At 58.8% G+C, this 20611-nt stretch carries 22 protein-coding genes; 10 read left to right on the top strand and 12 right to left on the bottom strand.

What is annotated here, in order from left to right:
* Positions 1-207: 207 nt before the first annotated feature.
* The 4 genes from H4V98_RS00080 to H4V98_RS00095 all read right to left on the bottom strand — a co-directional run bounded on the left by H4V98_RS00080 (position 208) and on the right by H4V98_RS00095 (position 3804).
* Positions 208-711: a hypothetical protein gene (locus tag H4V98_RS00080; protein ID WP_196865025.1), complete on the bottom strand. Its 504-nt coding sequence runs from the start codon at positions 709-711 to the stop codon at positions 208-210.
* Positions 712-735: 24 nt separating this feature from the next.
* A complete protein-coding gene (locus H4V98_RS00085) occupies positions 736-1827 on the bottom strand; it encodes a DUF11 domain-containing protein (RefSeq protein ID WP_196865026.1) in 1092 nt (363 codons plus the stop codon).
* 161 nt (positions 1828-1988) lie between these two features.
* Complete coding sequence (locus H4V98_RS00090; RefSeq protein WP_196865027.1) at positions 1989-2408, bottom strand: hypothetical protein; 420 nt, start codon at positions 2406-2408, stop codon at positions 1989-1991.
* A complete protein-coding gene (locus H4V98_RS00095; RefSeq protein ID WP_196865028.1) occupies positions 2380-3804 on the bottom strand; it encodes a PLP-dependent aminotransferase family protein in 1425 nt (474 codons plus the stop codon). The genes H4V98_RS00090 and H4V98_RS00095 overlap by 29 nt, the downstream gene beginning before the upstream one ends.
* Before the next feature lie 118 nt (positions 3805-3922).
* On the opposite strand from H4V98_RS00095, the gene H4V98_RS00100 reads away from it, so the two are divergent.
* The 7 genes from H4V98_RS00100 to H4V98_RS00130 all read left to right on the top strand — a co-directional run bounded on the left by H4V98_RS00100 (position 3923) and on the right by H4V98_RS00130 (position 10150).
* A complete protein-coding gene (locus H4V98_RS00100; protein ID WP_196865029.1) occupies positions 3923-4534 on the top strand; it encodes a LysE family translocator in 612 nt (203 codons plus the stop codon).
* Positions 4531-5490 carry a DMT family transporter gene (locus H4V98_RS00105; protein WP_196865030.1) on the top strand — a complete coding sequence of 320 codons (960 nt, stop codon included), beginning with the start codon at positions 4531-4533 and terminating at the stop codon, positions 5488-5490. The genes H4V98_RS00100 and H4V98_RS00105 overlap by 4 nt, the downstream gene beginning before the upstream one ends.
* A gap of 55 nt (positions 5491-5545) precedes the next feature.
* Positions 5546-6766, top strand: a complete 1221-nt coding sequence (locus tag H4V98_RS00110) for a PLP-dependent aminotransferase family protein (protein ID WP_196865031.1) — start codon at positions 5546-5548, stop codon at positions 6764-6766.
* A gap of 40 nt (positions 6767-6806) precedes the next feature.
* Positions 6807-7751, top strand: coding sequence for a PhzF family phenazine biosynthesis protein (locus tag H4V98_RS00115; protein WP_196865032.1), 945 nt, complete (start codon positions 6807-6809; stop codon positions 7749-7751).
* 209 nt (positions 7752-7960) lie between these two features.
* The gene (locus tag H4V98_RS00120) at positions 7961-8698 is read left to right on the top strand and encodes a hypothetical protein (RefSeq protein ID WP_196865033.1); all 738 of its coding nucleotides are present in this window, start codon (positions 7961-7963) and stop codon (positions 8696-8698) included.
* 252 nt (positions 8699-8950) lie between these two features.
* Positions 8951-9346 (top strand): response regulator, encoded by a 396-nt coding sequence (locus tag H4V98_RS00125; protein WP_196865034.1) that lies wholly within the window; start codon positions 8951-8953, stop codon positions 9344-9346.
* A gap of 66 nt (positions 9347-9412) precedes the next feature.
* Positions 9413-10150, top strand: a complete 738-nt coding sequence (locus tag H4V98_RS00130) for a histidine phosphatase family protein (RefSeq protein ID WP_196865037.1) — start codon at positions 9413-9415, stop codon at positions 10148-10150.
* 139 nt (positions 10151-10289) lie between these two features.
* Here the strand turns inward: H4V98_RS00130 and H4V98_RS00135 are convergent, their stop codons facing one another.
* From H4V98_RS00135 to H4V98_RS00155, 5 genes are all read right to left on the bottom strand, one after another.
* Complete coding sequence (locus H4V98_RS00135) at positions 10290-11642, bottom strand: sorbosone dehydrogenase family protein (RefSeq protein WP_196865035.1); 1353 nt, start codon at positions 11640-11642, stop codon at positions 10290-10292.
* A 145-nt stretch (positions 11643-11787) separates the two neighbouring features.
* A complete protein-coding gene (locus H4V98_RS00140) occupies positions 11788-12246 on the bottom strand; it encodes an Lrp/AsnC family transcriptional regulator (RefSeq protein ID WP_196865036.1) in 459 nt (152 codons plus the stop codon).
* A 202-nt stretch (positions 12247-12448) separates the two neighbouring features.
* On the bottom strand, positions 12449-13300 hold the full coding sequence (locus tag H4V98_RS00145) for a creatininase family protein (RefSeq protein WP_231374722.1): 852 nt from the start codon (positions 13298-13300) through the stop codon (positions 12449-12451).
* Positions 13301-13395: 95 nt separating this feature from the next.
* Positions 13396-14190, bottom strand: a complete 795-nt coding sequence (locus tag H4V98_RS00150) for a DUF4080 domain-containing protein (RefSeq protein ID WP_280757178.1) — start codon at positions 14188-14190, stop codon at positions 13396-13398.
* 179 nt (positions 14191-14369) lie between these two features.
* Complete coding sequence (locus H4V98_RS00155) at positions 14370-14549, bottom strand: adenine-specific methyltransferase EcoRI family protein (RefSeq protein WP_280757179.1); 180 nt, start codon at positions 14547-14549, stop codon at positions 14370-14372.
* On the opposite strand from H4V98_RS00155, the gene H4V98_RS00160 reads away from it, so the two are divergent.
* Positions 14544-14765 (top strand): hypothetical protein, encoded by a 222-nt coding sequence (locus H4V98_RS00160; RefSeq protein WP_280757180.1) that lies wholly within the window; start codon positions 14544-14546, stop codon positions 14763-14765. The two genes, H4V98_RS00155 and H4V98_RS00160, sit on opposite strands and share 6 nt — an antisense overlap.
* Positions 14766-14812: 47 nt before the next feature.
* Here H4V98_RS00160 and H4V98_RS00165 read toward each other — a convergent pair whose 3' ends face one another.
* Positions 14813-16552, bottom strand: coding sequence for a UvrD-helicase domain-containing protein (locus H4V98_RS00165; RefSeq protein WP_280757181.1), 1740 nt, complete (start codon positions 16550-16552; stop codon positions 14813-14815).
* Complete coding sequence (locus H4V98_RS00170) at positions 16545-18611, bottom strand: ATP-dependent endonuclease (RefSeq protein WP_280757182.1); 2067 nt, start codon at positions 18609-18611, stop codon at positions 16545-16547. Before H4V98_RS00170 ends, H4V98_RS00165 begins: the two co-directional genes overlap by 8 nt.
* 401 nt (positions 18612-19012) lie before the next feature.
* Here H4V98_RS00170 and H4V98_RS00175 point away from each other — a divergent pair, with 401 nt between their 5' ends.
* On the top strand, positions 19013-19492 hold the full coding sequence (locus H4V98_RS00175) for a hypothetical protein (protein WP_280757183.1): 480 nt from the start codon (positions 19013-19015) through the stop codon (positions 19490-19492).
* A 79-nt stretch (positions 19493-19571) separates the two neighbouring features.
* Positions 19572-19877: a hypothetical protein gene (locus tag H4V98_RS00180; protein ID WP_280757184.1), complete on the top strand. Its 306-nt coding sequence runs from the start codon at positions 19572-19574 to the stop codon at positions 19875-19877.
* 74 nt (positions 19878-19951) lie between these two features.
* On the opposite strand, the gene H4V98_RS00185 is transcribed toward H4V98_RS00180, so the two are convergent.
* On the bottom strand, positions 19952-20578 hold the full coding sequence (locus H4V98_RS00185) for a plasmid pRiA4b ORF-3 family protein (protein ID WP_280757185.1): 627 nt from the start codon (positions 20576-20578) through the stop codon (positions 19952-19954).
* Between the last annotated feature and the right edge of the window lie 33 nt (positions 20579-20611).

Raw genomic sequence — 20611 nt, forward strand, 5'->3', positions numbered from 1 at the left:
AATGGGATGCGGTGTGTTGGTAGGAGTCAGCCCTCTCCTGGGAATGGTTTGCGTGGTGAGGATCGCCCACAGCCACGCGGCAATCTTGGAGTGGGGAAAACAGCCTTCATGGAGGCGTAACGGGTGTTGGTGATGAAGCTGGTGATGGCGCTTCTGGCTGGAACAAAGCAGGCGCATGCCAGCTCATGCAGCTCGTGTTTATCCGCATCAGTTCACCACCACACGAAAACCGGCTTCGCCCTGTTTGCCTGGCGCAAGATCGCCGCGCAGGCGCCAGCGGGCATGGGTGAGTTCTGCCAAGACAGCTGTCCGCTCCTTGCCGTCGGCTCCCTTCACCCTGACCTTGTCAGCAGTCGCCCAGGTTTTGCCGCCGTCAGCCGAATAGCTGATGTCCATGTTTTCACCATAAGCACTATTGGCCACCAGCGTGGTGTTGGCCGGAATCGGGTTGTTGATGCTGATGTTGCCCGCCGGCTTGCTGCTGACGTTAGTGAAGGAAGATGTATAAAACACCACCGTGCCGGGAATGGCTTTTTGCACCGGGCCACGCTTTTTCTCGACCTTGCCGTCAGCGTCCTTGACTTCGGTTTCGATCTCGGCGGTGTTCTTGAATTCGATGCTGCCCGCTGCCGGGCGTGCCTGTGCGCAGGCCAGTGGTGCGGCAGCGGCAAACAAGCCTAGAAAGAGCAGGTTAATCAGGGTTTTGTGCATGGTGAAGCTCCAGGAGTGAGGAAATCAGTTGATGGTGACTTTGAATTCGATGACGTGAGTGGCGGGCACCGGGGTGTTGCCGAACAGCACACTGACCGTGCCAGCTGCAAAACCGGCCTTGTTGGTGCTGCCGGTGTCGGCGGTGTCGCCGCGCACGATGCCATCGACGGTCATGCTGCCGGGCAGGTAGGTGATGCTGGCCGGCAGGGGGTCGGCAAAGGAAAAGTTCTCGGCAATGCCGGAGCCTGTCAAAGTCAGCACGATGCGGTAAGTCAGCACCGAACCGGGCATGACCAGGCTGCCACCGAGCCTTTCATGCACGGCCGTCACGGTTTTGATGAGATTGAGGGATATGCCCGAGACAATGTAGCTGCCAAGGGCGCTTGCCTGCCCCCGGCTACCGCCAACCACCGTTTGCACACCGCCCTGGCCCAACCCTGTCAGTCTGGTGCCAGGCAAGGCGCCTGGGGCGCCGGGCGTGGCGGAACTCGCGGAAAGACTGACCTTGCCCAACGCGCCAACAGGAAGTGAAGTCCCTATGCTGCTGTAAACATAAACATTACGGCTGGCACTGGCTGCCAGCACCGGCTCGTTCATGCCCGGCTGGTACAAGATGTCGGCATTGGGCCCGGTGGCCTGCAAACCCGCCTGGGCTCCGCTTTCAAGATAGATCGCACCAGCGGCTGCATTTGCAGGGTCAAACTGGTCACCCGCCAGCTGATTGTTGCGTGCCAGCTGAAAGGTTTCCGTGCCATTGCCGGTGTTGGTGAGCAAAAAGTTCAGCGCCTTGCCGGGATCAGGCGAATTGACCGGCACGGAACTGGCATCCTGCCATGTCAGCGTCAGATCGATAACCTTGGCCACCATTACCACCGCCGCGACTGCCATCAACGTTTGGGCCAGGCCGCCTGACGAGGAATAGGTCAGCGTGGCGGAGTTGGTGATCAGAGTGCCTGCCGGAGCACTGGCGGCGAGGCTCGCAGACGCAAAAACAAAGCACACGGCCACCATCAAGCCAGTCCGTCCCGGCCAACCCCTCAGAAGCCGCTTGAAAAAAGAGCCCCCCTGCACCATCCCTGCGGCCAACCGCAACGAAATGCGGCGAAAAGATTTCATGGTGTTCAATCCAGCGACTCTTTGTGAGAAGCTGAAGAAAAACGGCTGTTGGCACCACACAGAAGAGGACTCACGGACTTTGATACATATTTGAAAGAACGTAACTTTATGTTTTAAACGTATTAAAAGTTTATTCAGCCCTTCTAAATCCTTCTAAAAACTCAAAAAAACAACACTTTCTGCGAAAAATATCTAAGCGTTTTGCTGATCAATCGCCTCGCAAAGCCATTTTTTTGTTTGAAGCCGTCAAAAATTTGAATTGCGTTTAATTGGATATATTTTGTAACAAAATATATCCAATTTCCACGGCTCTGGTGGTGTGGGTCGCTGAATGCAATGGCTGCAATAACGCTGAGGGCCACGGCACCCAGCACCAGCGATTGGGAATGCACCTGTTCAGAAAGGGGCTGTGCACATGACTGGAAACCAGCACCAACCTTTGCATGCACAAACAGGTTGCGTTTTCGGTTCAGGCGGGCAATGCACGGCTGGCACTCCGGCGTGGTGGAAACAGGGAAAAAGGCTTGGCGGCTGGCGCCAGCCCGTCCCCGTTCAGCGCATGCTGTCCCGCAATCGCGCAAACACTTTCCAGAACGCCGCGTCCTGCGTGGTTGCGAAGTTGATCCGCATCAGGGTGCCGGGCTTGCGCACGGCATGGAACAGCGCGCCGGGGGCAATCAGGTAATCCTCGTCGAGCATGCGTTGCGCCAGCAGGTCCGTGTCCACCCCCGTTTCAACCCATCCGAACAGGCCTGCGGGCTCTGCGGCAAAGCTGCAACCATGGGCCAGCGCCAGCTTGACGCTGCGCCCGCGCGCCTGGTCGAGCCGGCTGCGAATGCGTTCGGCGTGGCGGCGCAGCTGGCCCTGGTCGATGCACCAGGCCAGGGCTTTTTCCAGCAGCGCGGGCGTCGTCAGGGTGGCGAGCAGCTTGGTGTTGAGCAGGCGCTCGACCAGCTCGGGCGGCGCGGCCATGAAGCCCACGCGCCAGCCGGGCGCCAGTATCTTGGAAAAGCCGCTGACATAAATCGTGCGCTGCAGGCCGTCGAGCGCGCACAGCCGCGTGGCATGGTCAGGCGCCAGGTGGCTGTAAGTGTCATCCTCGGCGATGTGGAAGTCGTGCTGGCTGGCCAACTGCAGCAACCGGTGGGCACTGCCCGGCGACAGGCAATGGCCGGTCGGGTTGTGGAACACGCTGACGCTGACAAACAGCTTGGGGGCATGCAGTTGGCAATACTGCGCCATCACGGCCAGGTCGGGACCGTCGGCCCGGCGCGGCACCGGCAAAATCCGCATGCCCAGGGCATCGAGCCGGGCAAACTCCACCGCCCAGCCGGGCTCCTCGACCATCACGCAGTCGCCGGCGCGCAGCAACGTGCGGCTGATGATGTCCAGCGCATGCGTAGCGCCGACGGTGGTGATGATCTGTCCAGGCTCGGCCGGAATGCTGAGCGCGCCCAGCCGCTGCGACAGCGAGCGGCGCAGGCCGCTGTCGCCCATCGGCTCGCCGTAGTGAAGCGACAGGTCGCGCAGCGCGCTGGCGCTGGTGACCTTTCGGACCGCTGCCGGCAAAAAACTGGCGTCTAGCCATTCCGCCGGAAACACGCCCATGCCGGGTTGCGGCTTGTTGCTGACAGAATGGAACATGCCGCGAATCAGGGCTGCGGCATCCACCGGCGCATGCAATGAATTTGCTATGTTTTTAATAGCTATTTGTGCAATACCAGATTGCGCAAATGGCATATTTGATGTTGAATCCCGAACAAAAAATCCACGGTTCTTGTGCGCGACGACCAGCCCCTGCGCCTGCAGCTGGTCATAGGCCGCCACCACGGTAGACACGCTCACGCCTTGCTGCCCGGCGCACAGCCGCACTGACGGCAGGCGCGCACCCGGCGCCAGCAAGCGGTTACGGATGCGTTCGGCAAAGCGCGCGCAAAGCTGCTCGGCAAGGGACTGGGAGGCGATTTTCATCAACATGGCAAGGTGCTCCTGGCAGGCGCCCTGCCGTGTACTGTTAAAACCAGCAATACAGTTTTTTTATTTGTCGCTTGATCTGTAGCGCCAGTGTGCTGCTTCAAACTATAAAGTCATCCCCATGAACTGGCAAGAATTTACCGCGCTGCTCGTCCTGGCCACGGCCATGAGTTTCACGCCCGGCCCCAACACCACGCTGTCCACCGCGCTTGCGGCCAACCATGGCTTGCGTCGCGCCATGCCTTTTGTGTGCGCCGTGCCGGTCGGCTGGGGCGTGCTGCTGGGAATTTGCGCGCTGGGGCTGGGGGCACTGGTGCTGGCGGTGCCGCTGCTGGGCTGGGCCATCAAGCTCGCCGGCGTGGCCTACCTGCTGTGGCTGGCGTCAAAAATAGCGCGCTCGCGCCAGTTGAGCCCGGCCGATGCGGCACGGCTCAACGTGACCTTCTGGCAGGGCACGGCGCTGCAGTTTGTCAACATCAAGGCCTGGATGCTGGCGCTGGCGATTGTCAGCGGCTGGGTGGCCGGGCGCGCCGACCCCGGCCAGCGCATGGCCGTGGTGGTGCCGGTGATGCTGGCCTTTGCCTTTGCCAGCAACCTGACCTATGCGCTGGCAGGCTCGCTGCTGCGCGAGTGGCTGGCCGGCCCCGAGGGGTCAGGACGCCGGCTGGTGGTGTTCAACCGCGCCATGGCCGCCGTGCTGGTGGTCACCGCAATCTGGATGCTCTTTTTATGAAGCCGCCGCAGGATGACGCGCAGATCAACAAAGGGCTGTGGCTTGGCTTGCTGGGCATCGTGATTTTTTCAGTCACGCTGCCCATGACCAAACTGGCAGTGGGGTCGATCAATGCGCCACAGCTGTCACCCTGGTTCACCACCTTTGGCCGGGCGGCCGTGGCTGGCGTGCTGTCGCTGTTTTATCTGGGCTTTGGCTTTTGGCGCGGCCACCGGCAAAAGCCCCAGGGCCGGCAATGGCGACTGCTGGGCTTCACGGCGGTCTGCGTGGTGGTCGGGTTTCCGCTGTTTTTGTCGATGGCGCTGCAACACGTTCCCAGCACGCACGGCGCGGTGGTCACCGGACTGCTGCCGCTGGCCACGGCAGGCATCGCGGCACTGTGGTTCCGGCAACGGCCAAGCCTGGCCTTCTGGGCCTGCGCCGTGACCGGAACGCTGCTGGTGCTGCTGTTCATGGCGCTGCATTCGGGCGATGGCAGCGGCCACGTTGCGATTCAGCTGGCCGATGTGTTCTTGCTGCTGGCCATGCTGAGCGCGGCGCTGGGCTACATCGGCGGCGCGCGGCTGACGCCTTCGCTGGGCGCCGAGCGGGTGATTTGCTGGGTGCTGGTGATCTCGCTGCCGGTTTCGCTGCCACTGGCATTCATCCACGCGCCAGCCGCCAGCCAGACGATTGGCTGGGCGAGCTGGGCTGCTTTTGCCTATTTGGCGGTTTTTTCGATGTGGATCGGTTTTTTTGCCTGGTACCGCGGCCTGGCGCTGGGCGGCGTGGTGCGGGTCAGCCAGGTGCAGCTGGTGCAGCCCTTTTTATCGATGCTGTTTGCCGTGCCGCTGCTGGGCGAACAGCTGGATGCGGCAACGCTGGGCTTTGGCCTGGGCGTGATGACGACGGTGTTCATCGGCAAGAAAATGCCGGTGAACGGGGCGCCACCCAAACCGCTGGCCACCAAAGGCTGATCCGGACTGCCGCCGCTTATCTGTCTCACAATCAGGCCATCAACAGGAGATCGAGATGAATTGGACCCAGGCGCGACGCGCCGAAAAAATGAACCCTTCGGTGATCCGCGAGATCCTGAAGGTCACTGAAAAGCCTGGAATCATCAGTTTTGCCGGCGGCCTGCCCTCCCCCAAGACCTTTCCGGTCAGCGAATTCAGTGCCGCCTGCGAAAAGGTGCTGCGCGAAGACGGCCATGCGGCGCTGCAGTACGCGGCCAGCGAAGGCTATGCGCCGCTGCGCGAGATGGTGGCCGCAATGCTGCCATGGAACGTCGATCCGGCGCTGGTCCTGATCACCACCGGCTCGCAGCAGGGGCTTGACTTGATCGCCAAGGTGCTGATTGACGAAGGCAGCCGCGTGCTGGTCGAAACGCCGACCTACCTGGGCGCGCTGCAGGCCTTCGCGCCAATGGAGCCCGAGATCGTCAGCATTGCCAGCGACTCCGGCGGCGTGGACATGGGCGATCTGATGACCAAGGCCAAAGGCGCACGCTTTTTCTATGTGCTGCCCAATTTCCAGAATCCGACCGGCCGCACCATGCCCGAATCACGCCGCGCCGCGCTGAGCGCCGAGGCCGCACGCCTGGGCCTGCCGCTGGTTGAAGACAACCCCTACGGCGACCTGTGGTTTGACACGCCGCCGCCGCTGCCGTTGACTGCGCGCAACCCGGAAGGCTGCATCTACCTGGGATCGTTTTCCAAGGTGCTGGCGCCAGGACTTCGGCTGGGTTTCATGGTCGCACCCGCCTCCATCTTCCCCAAGCTGCTGCAGGCCAAGCAGGCGGCCGACCTGCACAGCCCCGGCTTCAACCAGCGCCTGGTGGCCGAGGTCATGAAGGACGGCTTCCTTGACCGCCACGTTCCCACCATCCGCGCGCTGTACAAATCGCAGCGCGACGCCATGCTGGCGGCCATGGCACGCGAGATGCCCGAAGGCGTCGAGTGGAACACGCCAGCCGGCGGCATGTTCCTGTGGGTGCGCCTGCCTGAAGGCATGAATGCGGTTGAACTGCTGCCCAGGGCGGTCGAGCGCAACGTGGCTTTTGTGCCCGGCCGGGCGTTTTATGCCGGCCAGGCTGATGTCCGCTCATTGCGCCTGTCATTCGTGACGTCCAGCGTGGCGCAGATCGCCATCGGCATTGCTGCGCTGGCTGCTGCCATTCGGGACATGCGCGCTGACTCCAATGCTCAAGCGACCCGCAGCAGCGCGATGCTTGAAGCCCTGCCCCTGGCTTGAAATCCCGAATACTGGCCGTGCACACGGCAGGAAAGAAACCATGACGCCTCGTCCATTCCGGCAAGTTGACGTTTTTACAGCTGTGCCTTACCTGGGAAATCCGCTGGCGGTCGTGCTGGATGGCAGCGGGCTTGATGACGCCGCGATGCAGCGCTTTGCCTGCTGGACGCATTTGTCAGAAACCACGTTTTTGCTGCCGCCGACCGTGGCATCGGCCGATTACCGGGTGCGTATTTTCACGCCCGGTGGCGAGTTGCCCTTTGCCGGCCATCCGACGCTGGGCAGCTGCCACGCCTGGCTTGAAGCCGGCGGACAGCCGAAAGACAGCGGCATGGTCGTGCAGCAATGCCCGCTCGGCCTGGTCAACATCCGGCGCGAAACAGGGACCCGGCGGCTGGCCTTTGCAGCACCTAGGCTGCAGCGCACCGCGCCCGACGCCTTATTGCTGGCGCAGACGCTCCAGGCACTCGGGCTTGAACCCCGACAGGTCATTGCGGCGCAACTGCTGGACAACGGACCGGTGTGGCTGGGCCTGCTGCTCGACAGCGTGGAGTCCGTGCTGCAGTTGGCGCCCAGCCACCTGGCGCTTGAAGAACTCGGGGTGAATGTCGGTGTTGCAGGCATTTATCCGCCTGAGGAAATGCCTTTGCTGATTGGCCGGGCCAACCGGGAAGCGCGTGCGTTCGATCTTCAGGCCAGGGAAAAATCCGGCATTTCGGCCGCACCTGATTTGGAAGTGCGCGCTTTCGCCTCCGCCATGGGCATTGCCGAAGATCCGGTGACCGGCAGCCTGAATGCCAGCCTGGCGCAATGGCTGATCGCCGAAGGCCGCATGCCCGGGCGTTATCTGGCGTCTCAAGGGGTTTGCCTGGGCCATGCCGGCCAGGTTCATGTCGAGCGCGATGCGCAGGGCCAGGTCTGGGTCGGCGGTGAATCGGTGACCTGCATCGAAGGCCAGGCCATGCTGGGCACCGGCCTGCGCTGACAACGCCCCTGCCAAGCCAGCGATCGTCTCGGGTGGCCAGAATGGGCGCCGGGATGTCGCTTGCCCCTGTTCGCTTCAAGGTGACGGCGCCATGGCCGGGCTGTCAGCCTAGAATCCCGAGAAGCCACACGCACCCCATTTAACCTTTGCCACCATCACGGGCAGGACCTTTCAACAAGACCTTTTCCGGTCAACAATGGATTCCCAGGATGACCCCGCAACCCTTGACCAGTCCCCTTCTTCGCGAAAATCCACCGGCCACTGAGTTGTCACTGCTTGAGGATGGCGCCCGGTATGCCTTGCTGCAACGCCTGACACCGGTACTCCAGCACCAGCTCATGGGCAACTTCCAGTCAATGGACATGATTGCCGTGATGATGGACCGGCGCCTTGAGTCAGCCAGTCCCGACCTGGAGAGCATGCGCCAGGACTGCGCACTGTTGGGCAGCGTGTCGGAGTCAGCCATCAAGTCCGTCATCGACCTGCTGACCTGGGTGCGTCCAAAACCGGCCGTTACCCAGCGTTTTGATGCCGGTGTAGAGGAATGCGCCACGCTGCTGCGCAACGAGTTCAAGCTCAAGGGATTTGTCATTGCCAACGAGGTGTTGCAAGTTGCTGCAGAATTTTCCAGCCAGTCGATTCGCAGCGTCGTCAGCGCAGCACTTGTCTGCCTGAGCGATCAGTCAACGGCGCCAGGCACGCTGACGCTGCGCGCCCAAGTGCTTTCCAACCGCATCGATCTGTCGATTGACCTGCGCATCCATGAATCGCAATCACCAGGAATTCCGCATGCAAATGGTTGCCGGCTGATCAACTGGCGGCACCTGGAACTGCTGGCATCGGCCGAATCCGTAGGGATTGTGCGCAACGACAGTGGTGTACAACTGGCGTTCAAACTGCCTTCCATAAACCCGGAATTGGCCGCCGATCTGCCTGACGCTTGCTGAGCCAGTTCTGCTGGCAAACCGTTTGGCTGACTTTTTGACACAACAATTGAGCAGTATCTTAAATTTCAAAATTGATAAATTTGATTATTTAAATCAGTAGTAGTAATCTGGCAGAAACGCTGACATTTGAAATTTTGCAAATTAACAACACAAGATGTGTCTTTCATAAGAAGTTGTTTTTAAATGCCTGTTTGCACAGGCAAAAAATGTGCTTTTCCAAAAACCATGTCGGCCTTCGCATAAGGGAAATTCATGGCTTTACGCGTGTTTCTGGTTGAAGACAGCGCTGCCCAGTGCGCCTATCTGACGCAAATCCTGACGATGGAAGCGAAGGCCGTGATTGTCGGCGTGGCAGCCACCGAGCAGCAGGCAGTTGACTGGCTTGACCGCCATCCCAACCAGTGGGACGTTGCCCTGATTGATCTTTTTCTGAGAGAAGGAACCGGGGTCGGGGTGATCGGACATTGCCATAACCGGCGTACCGAGCAAAACATTCTCGTGATGACCAACCATGCGCAAGACGACCATCTGCTGCATCACTGCAAACGGCTTGGCGTCGATGCGGTCTTCCACAAGGCTACCCAACTCGACAGCCTGGTCGCGTTCTGCAAGTCGCTGTCTGCCAGACTGCCCCGGTGCACCGCCTGACATCGCCTGACATCGCCGTCCCCCGGGAGACAACGGCAACACGAGCACCTGGTGAAAATTCCTGTCATGGGAACACTTTATTTGGTACGCCATGGCCAGGCTTCATTTGGCGCTGACGATTACGACGTGCTTAGCCCGATGGGCCATCAACAAAGCCGGCGCCTGGGCGAGTATTTCAAATACAAAGGCGTGGAGTTTGAGGCCGCTTTAAGTGGCACACTGAACCGCCAACGCCAGACCTTTGCAGGCATCTGTGAAGGCATGGGTCTGGTGTTTGAAAGCAGCCACGCATCAACAGTGGGAGCGCACAGCGCAGCAGCGCCGGCGATAGCGTCCCCGCCACTGGCGCATCTCTTATGGCCCGGTCTGAATGAATTCGACAGTGCCGCCGTGATTGCCACGATTCACCCCTATCCGCTCGCAAAGCCTGACACACCGGAGCTGTACAAGCATCACTTTCGCTTGTTGAAAGACGGCTTGGCGCAATGGATGGCCGGCGTGGTCAGCCCCCGGGGCATGCCCAGTTACCCCGAGTTTGTCGCCGGCATTACCAAGGCTCTGGATCATGTTCGCGCCCACCACCAGGGCAATGTGCTGCTGGTTTCCAGCGGCGGACCCATTGCCACGGCCGTCGGCCATGTGCTGGGAACCAGCCCGGAAACGACGATCGAGCTGAACCTGGGCATCCGCAACTGCTCGGTGACGGAGTTTGCCTTTAGTGCCAAGCGCCACCGGCTGGTCACCTTCAACACGCTTGCGCATTTCGATGCGCCAGAACATGCCAGTTGGGTGACTTTCGCCTGATTGACCGGACACTGCGCCGGGGCTACCAAACGGGCAGAAAAATACTATCAATTAGATAGCTGCCTGTGCAGTTCCCACAAGCGCAAACGGCTTATTTTATCTAAAACCAGTCACGCGGGCACATGCTTGCGCTTCAAGTTCACTTGGCGGCTGTGCCGCTGACGCGCCAGACCGCATTGCCGACATCATCGGCTACCAGCAGCGCACCGCGTTTGTCCATTGCCACGCCCACCGGCCTGCCGTAGGCATCGCCTTCAGGACTCAAAAAACCGGTCAGCACATCTACCGGCAGGCCAGACGGCTTGCCGCTGGAGAAGGGCACGAACACCACCTTGTAGCCGCTCAGCGGCTTGCGGTTCCACGACCCATGCTCGCCAACAAACACGCCGCTGGCCAGCGATGCCGGCAAGGCGCTGCCTTCGGAAAACGCCATGCCCAGCGGCGCAACGTGCGAGCCCAGCGCATAGTCGGGCGCAATGGCCTTGGCCACCATGTCGGGCCGGGGCGGCTCGACGCGCACATCGACGTTCTGGCCGTAATAGCTGTAAGGCCAGCCATAAAATGCACCGTCTTTCACCGAGGTGAGGTAGTCCGGCACCAGGTCGCTGCCGATTTCATCGCGCTCGTTCACCACCGTCCAGAGTGCGCCGCCCTCGGGCGCCCAGCCCATGCCGTTCGGGTTGCGCAGGCCAGAGGCAAATATCCGGTGGTTGCCGGTTTTCGGATCCACTTCCCAGATGGCGGCGCGGCCTTCTTCGACCGCCATGCCGCGTTCCCCGACATTGCTGTTCGACCCGACCGTGACGTACAGCTTGCTGCCGTCCGGGCTGGCAATGACGTTTTTCGTCCAGTGGTGGTTGATGGGGCCGCCCGGCAAATCGACAACCTTCACCGGCGCTTCGCTGATGCTGGTCTGGCCCGCCTGGTACGGGACTTTCACCACCGCATCGGCATTGGCGATGTACAGGTCGCTGCCTACCAGCGCCATGCCGAAGGGTGAGTTCAGGTTCTGCATGAAAACCGTTCGGGTTTCGGCCTTGCCATCACCGTCAATGTCGCGCAGCAGCGTGATGCGGTTGGCCGACGGCACGCCGGCGCCGGCCTTGGCCATCACTTTCCCCATCACCCAGCCCCTGATGCCCTTGCCGTCTTCAGGCTTGGGAGGCGCATTGCTTTCGGCGACCAGCACATCGCCATTGGGCAGCACATAAACCCAGCGCGGGTGGTCCAGCCCAACGGCCAGCGGCGTGACGCTCAGGCCGGCCATGGCCGTGGGCATGGTGCCAGCGGGCCAGCCGGTGGCGGGTGCAATGTTGACTGTCGGAATCAGGCTGCTTTTGGGCAAGGGCAGAACCGGCGAGGCCCCCATGCCGTCAGTAGGGTCCAGCGAAGCCATGTCTCCGCAGGCGGTCAGGCCACCCAGCAAGGCAAAGCCTGCAACGGCGGCGACGCAAGGCCTGAAGGCAAAGCCGCGAAAGGTGGTTGATGTCATAAAAAAAACTCCTGAAAAACGTTGTTCTGGTACTGCACGAATACAGCGCGAATTCCCGTTAAGTGTGTACGCAGATTGCGACAATTCAAGTCAGCAGCGCACACGCGACCCTGTCAGTCAACTGCCTGTCCGCATTTCAAATGCATCAGCCCGGCAGCAAAGGCAGGTCGGCTTTTTTCAGCGTGCGCAGCACGAAGCTTGACTGGCTGTGGCGTATGCCCTTGATCTTGTAGAGCCGCTCACGCAACAGGCGTTCGTAATCCTTGGTATCTTTCACGGCGATGCGCAGCAGGTAGTCGTATTCGCCGGACACCAGCCAGGCTTCGATCACTTCGGGAATGGCCGCCAGGGTTTCGCCAAACTTTTCCAGCGTGTTGTCGGAATGGCTGTCGAGCGTGACCTGCACCAGCACTGTTTCGCCCAGCCCCAGCGCCTGCGCGTTGAGCCGCACGGTGTAGCCCTCGATGACGCCGGCGTCCTCCATTTTCTTGATGCGGCCCCAGCATGGCGAGGAACTCAGCCCCACCGCCTGGCCGATGTCTTGCAGGCTGGTGCGCGAGTCGGCTTGCAAAACCTGAAGAATTTTTCGGTCTAAAGTATCCATACAGTCAATCTAGCTTAAATTTTCCATCTTGCAGAATATTTTTCTGTATTTCAAAAATTCAGCAGCAAATCAGGCAAATCCTTCGGCGGCTGTTGGCGGATACTTGTTTCACACCCCAGCCAGCTTACCGGCCAGGCCTGCGGTACAAACCCCCATGTGACTTACCCGTTGCCTGGGGGTTTGCCTTTTGCGGCCATCTTTGTCAGCTCGCCGTCGTGTTGCGCAGCGTGTCGGGCGGTAATTGGTCGATTTCAATCAGCAGTTGCGCCAGGCTGCGGCCCATGGCGGACAGCAGCGCCTGACCTTTTTCGGCTGTGGCGGCAGCCGCATTGCCGACCGCGCCGTGCGGGTTGTAGTCTTGCATCTGCCAGCCCAGCTTGGCGCTGCGGCCATCGCCCAGAATGCTGAAGCGCTCTGCGCGGTCCTGCGAGGTGGAATGGAAATCCTGTGCTTTTGCCATGTCGACCTGCCCCGGCTGGAGTGCCAGCATCATTGAGGTTTCGATCTCGCCGGCATGAATGCCAAAGCGGTGCTCGTGCGCGCTGAACTGCGCGGCCACCGAGTCGCCCCGTTCATCGACCAGCGGCAGGTTGAATGAATTGACGCTGTACACCAGCATTCCCAAGCGCGTGCGCAGGTCGCGCGCCACCACATCGAGCAGCCCGACATTGCCGCCATGCGAATTGAGCAGCACGATTTTCCTGACACCGGTGGCGGCCACAGACTCGGCCACCTCGGTCCAAAGCCGGATCACGGTTTCCGCCTTCAACGTGAGCGTGCCGGCAAAGCGCGTGTGCTCGGGGCTGAAGCCAATCGACTGCGTCGGTAAAAACAGCACCGGCAGGCTGGCAGGCAAGTGCGGCAGCGCGCTGGCGACAACGCCTTCGACCAGCGTGGTATCGACATTGATCGGCAGGTGTGGACCGTGCTGCTCAATGGCAGCCACCGGCAGCACGGCGATGCAGCGGTCCAGGTCGAGACGCAAAAAGTCAGTCGTTTTCAGGTCTGCCCAATAGCGCGGCAGATCAGCAAAGGGGGGCATTGCAGTGTTCATGGCTGCATTTTCAGCGACACCGGCAACTCGGGTGTGCATGCATCGCCAAACGCATGTTTTTTCGACATGCGATGGTCAGCGATGAAAAATCCAGTTCACGCCGCCGCAGCCGCTTTTTGAATCGCGTCGCGGTGGGTTTGCTGGCTGACATGCCGGCCCTGCCGCTCGGACCGGGGCTTGGCAGCGCCCGCCGGCAAGGTGCTGCGTTCGGCAGCCAGCGAATCGGCCAGGCATTGCGGCCGGCCGCGCGCACCGCTGGCGCGATAGTCCAGCAGCAGCGCCGCCTGCACGTCATCAACGGCCAGTCCGCGAACCACGGTCAGGTGGTCAAACAGCACGTCCACCAGTTTTTCCAGCGCAAACTCATGCGTCTTGGCGGTGGTGCGCCAGAGCCAGTCGCTGAAAGCCAGGAAATGACCGAATGCCGAGCCCGCGGAATCCGCGTCATTGCGCAGCAACAAACGCAGCGCCGCAGAAAACCGGCCCGAATTCGCAACCATTTCCCAGTAGCGCGCAAACCGCTGGATGCGCTGCATCGTCGCAAAGTCAATCGTCGAGGTTTGCAAAATCGTGTACGGCGTTTGCGGGTCATAGGCCATCGCAAAGCCTGCCGTGTGCCGCGTGATGGGCGTGCCACGCAAGCGCTTCAGGATGCCGAACTGGATTTCATGCGGGGCGAGTTCATAGAGCCTGTCAAAGCCGTCGGCAAAGCTCTGCAGCGTTTCGCCCGGCAAGCCAAAAATCAGGTCAGCATGCACATGCGCCTGGCTTTCGCCCACCAGCCAGCGCAGGTTGTCGGCGGTCTTGGCGTTGTCCTGCTTGCGTGAAATGCGCTGCTGCACCTCGGGGTTGAAGCTCTGGATGCTTATTACCCCATCTTCACAATCCATAGTTATGGCAAAAAGTTAGTTTTTGCACTTAAAAACATAACATAGTGAATTAAAAAGGAAAAAATCCATTAACAATATTTTCATATTACCTTATATCAACCATACTATGCAAGGATAAGTATGGATGCATTGCAGCCAAAGCTCAGCGGACGGTAAATTGCATCACTGGAGGAAAGGCTTCAGCAGGACGATGTACCTCTTGAACAAGCGAAGGACGCCCATCCCACCCGTCCAGTCCAGTCCTCGGGTATGTCTGCGACCTTTGACACCTCGATGGCGTCGTAGCTGTCGTAATGCTGGTAGCGCGCCGGGCTGTACTTCTCCACGAGGATGTCACCACGACGTTGGGCTACATGCAATCCGCTCCTGCCTTCGCAAAGGAGATCGATGACATCACGCGCGAGTTGAGGATCATGCGTGGCGAGGGCCTGATAAAAGATATGCGCGCGGCGATGCGAGATCCGAACAGTCTGCCCTTTGGCGGGCATGGCGGGAGTGGAGCGCCGGTACTCGCGGACGCCGTGCGTGCCTACGAGGAAGAACTGCGACATTTGAGCTTAGCATTGACACCCTAACTCCAACGCGACCATATTGCGCAATCTCGGTGCATTCATTTCAAGGCTTAGGCGACTGGAGCAGCTGCGATGGAATCGGAGCCAAACCAGCCTTCAAGGGTGGTCAGCGCTTGTGGGGATAGGCGCTGGGTGAACAAAAGGGAAAGCCGCTGTTTGGGCCTGGAGCACGCGACGTAGAACAGATTGCGATTCCGCTCGTACGCTGCTTCTTTTGCCTTTGGGACTGCTTGGGCGCCTGCAAGTTCCAACATCTCGTTAAAGTTGTACTGATTCCAACCGCGACCGATCACAACAAGAACATTCTCGAACTCAGCTCCCTTGACACCATGCTTCGTTTCGAAAGGCGAATGCCCATCAAGGTACCGACGAAGCGCCTTAATTTCCGCATAGGGGACCTCCCGAAATCTCTCCAATTCTGCCAACGCAGGGGGCATTTGTTCTCCCGCTGCCTTGTCAAAGGCGCGCAACTCGCTTTCGCGTTTTTCAACGGCCTCCGGAAGTCTTGGCCGTCCCTGAGCATCCAGGTGGTCAATGATTTGACCTACTGTGCCGGTTTCACAAATCGCGATCAAGTGCGACATGGCTCTGTTCCAAGATGCCTTGTCATTGTGGCTTCGTAGCAAGGGCGTTGCGTCGCCAAGTGCCTCGAACATCAAGCCGAATTTGCGAGCCGCAAAAGCATCGCAGGCTGGTTCCAGTTCATCCACAAAGAAAGCGATGTGTGGATGCTCCTTCTTCGTGAAAGCTTCGTTGTAGCGAAACGTGGTCGGTAGACTCGAGTAGCCCTGTTCGCTCGCCAGTAAACGATGCGTGAGCATGAGAATTTTTGTGTGGTCACGAGATAGATCCCAGCCATCTTGCTCTAGCGTCGCTTTGACGCGCACAAGGGCTTCATGACCGGCCTCCGAAGGCAGATCACCCGCCCAGTGTGAACCCGTCTGGCGCTGACCTTGCCAGTCGTTTGTGTGAAACACGCGTACCTGTCCGACCGCTTCAGGGTCTTGAACAAACTGACGCAGTTCAGGCCTCATCCGATTGAGGCAATCTACCACAGTCTTAACAGACCGAAAATTGGTCTTCTTCCCGATTTCTGTCAGCGCATCATGTTCCAGCTTGCCGCAACCACCCCCGTAGATCTTTTGCCAATGGTCCCCAAAGAATCCGAAAAGCGGAGACGCATCTTGCCCCAGAAAATGAAACTTGATCGCTTCGACCCAATCGTTGTCGGTGTCCTGGTACTCATCCACCAGAATGATCGGGAAGCGATCGGCGATCATGCGACGGAACTTGGCATGTTCCATCAGCGAGATCGTGAGCGGAAGCACGTCCTCATGGTGGAGAGAGGCACGGTCCTCCCGGATGGACCGATGGCCGAGGCTGTACTCAATGACGCGTGTCCCAAGGCTGCCGCCCGCTTCCTCGATCCTATCCTTCCAAGCTGGCAAGGCTTCGACCAAACCTCTTAGCGGCTTCTGAAAACCGTTGATCAGCGACCAGCAGAATGCGTGATTCGTCTCGCAAAAAACCAGAGGGCTTCGATCCGTACGTGCGGCGATCTCATTCCTGGCCACGTTGGTAAACGTGATGCAAGCGATCTGCTGGCTTCGCTTGGGCATCGTTTGGTGATTACGTTCAATTAAGAATTGCAAGGCCTTGATCAGCGAGTAAGTCTTGCCTGCACCTGCCCCGGCCTCCAGACGAAAGCTCTGACCTGCCTCAAGACAGGCATACATGGCTTCAAGGGCGCTTCTGCTCGCGGCTTCTGCGGGGGATTCGGCCTTAGGCATCTGTCGTTCCTTCGACCTGCGCTTCTGCTGCTTCCACAACTAATGCGAGAACTGGGTCGGATATAGGAGTATCGCCACCAGCCAGCCAGCGGACCCCGCTGAGTATGTACTTCGGCGCATTCCATCCTGTCTCCGCGATGGCATGCTTCAACGCGAACGCTGATTTCTTCAACTCGTCGGCCTTGCTTCGCGCTTGCAATTCCAATTCCTGCGGCGTCTTTCCTGTCAGGTCGAACATTGCAGGATTCGAAAGAATGAAAGCATCCTCGAACGTCCTCCCGCATGGGCCGTCCTTTGCCTCGGGACACTGGTAGGCAATCCGATTTCTTCCGTCCACCTTCTCTGCATCGCCTTTGGCAAGTAGCCCTGCCAGCGTGAATGGGACGTCTGTAGCGAACCAAGCTTTCAAGCACGCGTTACTTGAGTACGTGCCCAAATGGACCGCACAGGCCTTTCCTGCGAGCTTTTCGACTGCATCTAGGTCCGTGATGATTAGACTGCGAAGCTCGAGGAACTGGAGTAGGTCGAAAAACAGGTGTGCATAGGCTCCACCGACTTCCATAACCGTCATGTATTGGCTGGACAGTTTTGGGCTGTCAGGTTCAGCCGCCTCTAGTTTCTTTATGATGACAGGTAACAACAGCCTCTCGCTCAACCCCTCCACCAACACTGCCTTGTCCGCGAAGAACAGATCGCAGCGCGTGAGTGTCATGTACTGGTGGAGAAATTTCTTGTCCGGCTCTGACGTGCCCTTTAGGCCCTTGCGCAAGTCCTTAATTTTAGTGTGCCGGACGCCGGACGGTGCTCCCGGCACACTAGTTCCAAGAAAATAACGGATGCATTCGAACCCCGCTTCATTAGCCACGTGCGCCGAATGAGTGGAAACTACGAACTGCACCGGCCACGGCGTCTTGTCAACGGTACTGGCCACCAATTGGTGTGCAATTTTGGCCAACTGCCGAATGAAAACCTCCTGCATCTGGGGGTGCAGGTGCGCCTCAGGCTCCTCAATGAAGATCAAATGCACGCCCGGTTCTGTTGACTCTGCACGAAAGGCTTTGTAGAACCCGGCAAGCTGCAAGAGGATGAAAATTAGGTTACGGGCTCCCAGGCCGTTATATGACTCTGGCAAGGTGACCCCGCTGTACCCGGCATAGCGGACCTTGGTGAAGTTTGATAGCAGTTTGCGTACATCCAAGAGTGTCTCTGTGTGCAGTTCCTGGCCGCCTAGGCCAGGGTAGCCGAAACTCTGCAAGGCAGGGATCAAGCTTTTCAACTGGCCGCTGAAATTTGTGTCGATCTGCTTCTGAATGTCTTGGACAGCGCCCTTTAGGGCCTCGGCAATCAGCTTATCTGCGGCATCGGCTGCCGGCGAAGATGCCGTAGCGAAAAGACTTTCCACTGTTTTGGCAAGCACGTCCGATTCTCGCGATGTCACATCGTCTAAGCCACGCTGTGCATTGATAAACCCGGTTTTGACCAAGCCTCGCAAAGCGCTCGCTTGGAGTAGGCGACGGTTGTCTGGATCATTAGGATCTTCGGCCCAAATCTTGGTATCGCAATCGGTTGGAATGCGTTCCCGCAGGGCGCGAAAAAACGCGACCCGCCCGTCATCGTCCAGTGGCTCTCCTGGCTGACCTTCGAAAAAATGTGCAAGTTGGCCCTGCTTCAGCTCATACCGTACCACCACAAGAGCTTCGGTGCATGTGGGTTCTAGATCGATTACGAACGGACTCAATGGTCCCAGTAGCGGCTGGGTAGGATCGTACTGAAACTTCAATCTAAGTTCGATCGCAGGAATGTGGGCGCGAACGGCATCGTCTGCTATTCCGTTCCTATGCGCTAAGAGAGCCGTGCAGAAGCCGTCGTAACATGCGCTGGAAAAATCTTCGAGCTGAAATGTTGCGTTACCGTCTGCCAGGAGTCGGCGCATTACCTCAGAAAGCGAGGTCTTTCCACTGTTATTTCGCCCGACCACCACCGTCGTTTGGTCTTCCAAGGCAAGCTCAACGTTTGCCAGAAGGCGGAAGTTCTTGATTTCGACGTGGTGGATGCGCATGAATTTCCAATGGAACTATCGAACTCGAGAAAAGGACTATCCGCCATGATTACACATTTTCACATCGTCAAATTGTTCAGAGGAGGAGATGGCTGGGCGCGATGAAGAATGGAGCATCCTCAAAACCCGGGGCGATTCAAACCAAGTTTTGAACTTCCTCTGGAGAGATTGTTTCCGCGCCAGCATTGACGCGGTTGCACGACGAACCCAAAAACGGTCAATCTGGCTGGCCGCTTTTGTGGAGTTCCCTCGCTGAGCGAATGGCCCGCGAAGAGGCCGCTTGAACCGAAATTGGCCTTTGGACCCTAGACTGCTATCGTGAGCCCGCTAGAAGCGTCCCAAACACTTCCGGATTTCCAATGGAAGTCATTGAAGTCCGCAATGAAAGATGGAGGTTTGATATGAGTACGCCCACCCCGCCGACTGATTTCCAGTCCTGGCTTGACTACGCCATCGCAACCATGGACGCGCGCGGAGCACACCTGGAGCGAGTCTTTAATGAGGACAACATTCCATCTCAGGACGATATCCGGGCTGCAGCACAGGAAGAGCTTGATCATCTCAAGAAAAAAGCAGTCATGCCATGGATCGGTATGCTGGAGAACTGGCAGAAGGCACTTTCAAAGAAACTGGGCCGCTCTGCCGAAGACATTGTTGAAGGTAACCTGTTGGCGACGGATTTTTCAAATGACAGTGTTCACTTCCAATTTGATGATGGCACCGATCTGACGTTTCGTCGTGCGTTTTACGTGGGCGAGACACCCGCAGATGGGGCCATTCATCGAGTCGCAGTGTTTACAGAGCATTGCGGATATCACGAGTTCTGGATTGGCCCCAGGGATCGAATTTCGGCAAGTCCAATGCCTGGGGGGCCGATATAAACCCTTTGACAAGGATTTGGCATGGGACTCAATGGCACCCGTGGGCCGAGAATTTGGAAGCCCTGATTTCGACAGACTGATGGACGAAGACGCGAAGAAATTTGCGTCAGATTTAGCCCGATGGATCCAACAAAGCAGCGCCTCAAATGCAGCTCTGCAATTGGAGGAGGATGAGGTATCAGACGCGCGCAATGTCCAACTCGCATTACGTGAACTTGGGCAAAACGTCACTATTGATGTCGCCGCTTCGGTTTGGAAGAACTATTCACAATCATTGATGGCGAACCGGATGTCAGGCGCGGAAACGGTACAGGCTGCAGCCAGAACCCTGTATTTAAATTGCCCCAGAGATCAGTTGCACCATGAACCCATGAACGGCGGTTGATCGGTCTCCTAAATCATGAAACTGCCCGAAAGCAGGTATTGATGTAAGCGTCCGCCCAGTACCCGTATTGAAACTCAAGACTCTGTGTGGTTGAGCCACTGGTTGATTTGGGCCACGTCGAATGCGGCAGGGTCAAACGGGCGGCCGATCCATTTTTTAAGTTCGTCGTGCTCCGGGTGGGCTGGATCGGCCAATGCCTGCACGAAGTCCTCGTAGCCCGGCGCGCCGCCTACATCCTCAGGCGGACAGGCGTTTTCTCCGGCCAGGCACAACGCCAGCGACAGCGGCGCGTCAAGCGTGACGGTTTTTTCCACCTTGACCTTGTGGCGCCAGTTGTCCCCGAAGTCGTAGACGTAGAGGAACGTCCTGCGCGCGCACAGCGCCTCTTCAAGCGTGACGCTGGCCTCATCGATCACGCCTTCAGGCAAGTCCCAATCCGGCTCCAACGGGCCGTAATTAGCATCGGCAAAGACGAACTCATGCAGATGCCCGCCTTGCCAGCCCGTGCCCCACAGGAGCGCGACATGCAGGCGCGAGAGGTCGATCGTGGTGGGCACCAAGAGGCGGCGCCAGACCTTGGGGTACACCCATTCAAGCTCGACATGGAGTTGGTACGCCCGCAGTTCGCCATTTGCATTGGCTGCGGTTTTGGCCCCGGGTTTCTTCGCGCCTCCTGGCAGTCGGTGCAGCTTGGCAGTCATGTTTGGCTACTGTAGCGAAATCGGTGGACAGGC

It is taken from the genome of Polaromonas sp. CG_23.6 (assembly GCF_029892315.1).
GTDB lineage: Bacteria > Pseudomonadota > Gammaproteobacteria > Burkholderiales > Burkholderiaceae_C > Polaromonas.

Excerpts from the sequence above, each read along its gene's own strand:
- H4V98_RS00080 (WP_196865025.1), bottom strand. The coding sequence starts at position 711 with ATGCACAAAACCCTGATTAACCTGCTCTTTCTAGGCTTGTTTGCCGCT.
- H4V98_RS00085 (WP_196865026.1), bottom strand. The coding sequence starts at position 1,827 with ATGAAATCTTTTCGCCGCATTTCGTTGCGGTTGGCCGCAGGGATGGTG.
- H4V98_RS00095 (WP_196865028.1), bottom strand. The coding sequence starts at position 3,804 with ATGTTGATGAAAATCGCCTCCCAGTCCCTTGCCGAGCAGCTTTGCGCG.
- H4V98_RS00100 (WP_196865029.1), top strand. The coding sequence starts at position 3,923 with ATGAACTGGCAAGAATTTACCGCGCTGCTCGTCCTGGCCACGGCCATG.
- H4V98_RS00105 (WP_196865030.1), top strand. The coding sequence starts at position 4,531 with ATGAAGCCGCCGCAGGATGACGCGCAGATCAACAAAGGGCTGTGGCTT.
- H4V98_RS00110 (WP_196865031.1), top strand. The coding sequence starts at position 5,546 with ATGAATTGGACCCAGGCGCGACGCGCCGAAAAAATGAACCCTTCGGTG.
- H4V98_RS00115 (WP_196865032.1), top strand. The coding sequence starts at position 6,807 with ATGACGCCTCGTCCATTCCGGCAAGTTGACGTTTTTACAGCTGTGCCT.
- H4V98_RS00120 (WP_196865033.1), top strand. The coding sequence starts at position 7,961 with ATGACCCCGCAACCCTTGACCAGTCCCCTTCTTCGCGAAAATCCACCG.
- H4V98_RS00125 (WP_196865034.1), top strand. The coding sequence starts at position 8,951 with ATGGCTTTACGCGTGTTTCTGGTTGAAGACAGCGCTGCCCAGTGCGCC.
- H4V98_RS00130 (WP_196865037.1), top strand. The coding sequence starts at position 9,413 with ATGGGAACACTTTATTTGGTACGCCATGGCCAGGCTTCATTTGGCGCT.
- H4V98_RS00135 (WP_196865035.1), bottom strand. The coding sequence starts at position 11,642 with ATGACATCAACCACCTTTCGCGGCTTTGCCTTCAGGCCTTGCGTCGCC.
- H4V98_RS00140 (WP_196865036.1), bottom strand. The coding sequence starts at position 12,246 with ATGGATACTTTAGACCGAAAAATTCTTCAGGTTTTGCAAGCCGACTCG.
- H4V98_RS00145 (WP_231374722.1), bottom strand. The coding sequence starts at position 13,300 with ATGAACACTGCAATGCCCCCCTTTGCTGATCTGCCGCGCTATTGGGCA.
- H4V98_RS00150 (WP_280757178.1), bottom strand. The coding sequence starts at position 14,190 with ATGGATTGTGAAGATGGGGTAATAAGCATCCAGAGCTTCAACCCCGAG.
- H4V98_RS00160 (WP_280757180.1), top strand. The coding sequence starts at position 14,544 with ATGCAATCCGCTCCTGCCTTCGCAAAGGAGATCGATGACATCACGCGC.
- H4V98_RS00165 (WP_280757181.1), bottom strand. The coding sequence starts at position 16,552 with ATGCCTAAGGCCGAATCCCCCGCAGAAGCCGCGAGCAGAAGCGCCCTT.
- H4V98_RS00170 (WP_280757182.1), bottom strand. The coding sequence starts at position 18,611 with ATGCGCATCCACCACGTCGAAATCAAGAACTTCCGCCTTCTGGCAAAC.
- H4V98_RS00175 (WP_280757183.1), top strand. The coding sequence starts at position 19,013 with ATGAGTACGCCCACCCCGCCGACTGATTTCCAGTCCTGGCTTGACTAC.
- H4V98_RS00180 (WP_280757184.1), top strand. The coding sequence starts at position 19,572 with ATGGACGAAGACGCGAAGAAATTTGCGTCAGATTTAGCCCGATGGATC.
- H4V98_RS00185 (WP_280757185.1), bottom strand. The coding sequence starts at position 20,578 with ATGACTGCCAAGCTGCACCGACTGCCAGGAGGCGCGAAGAAACCCGGG.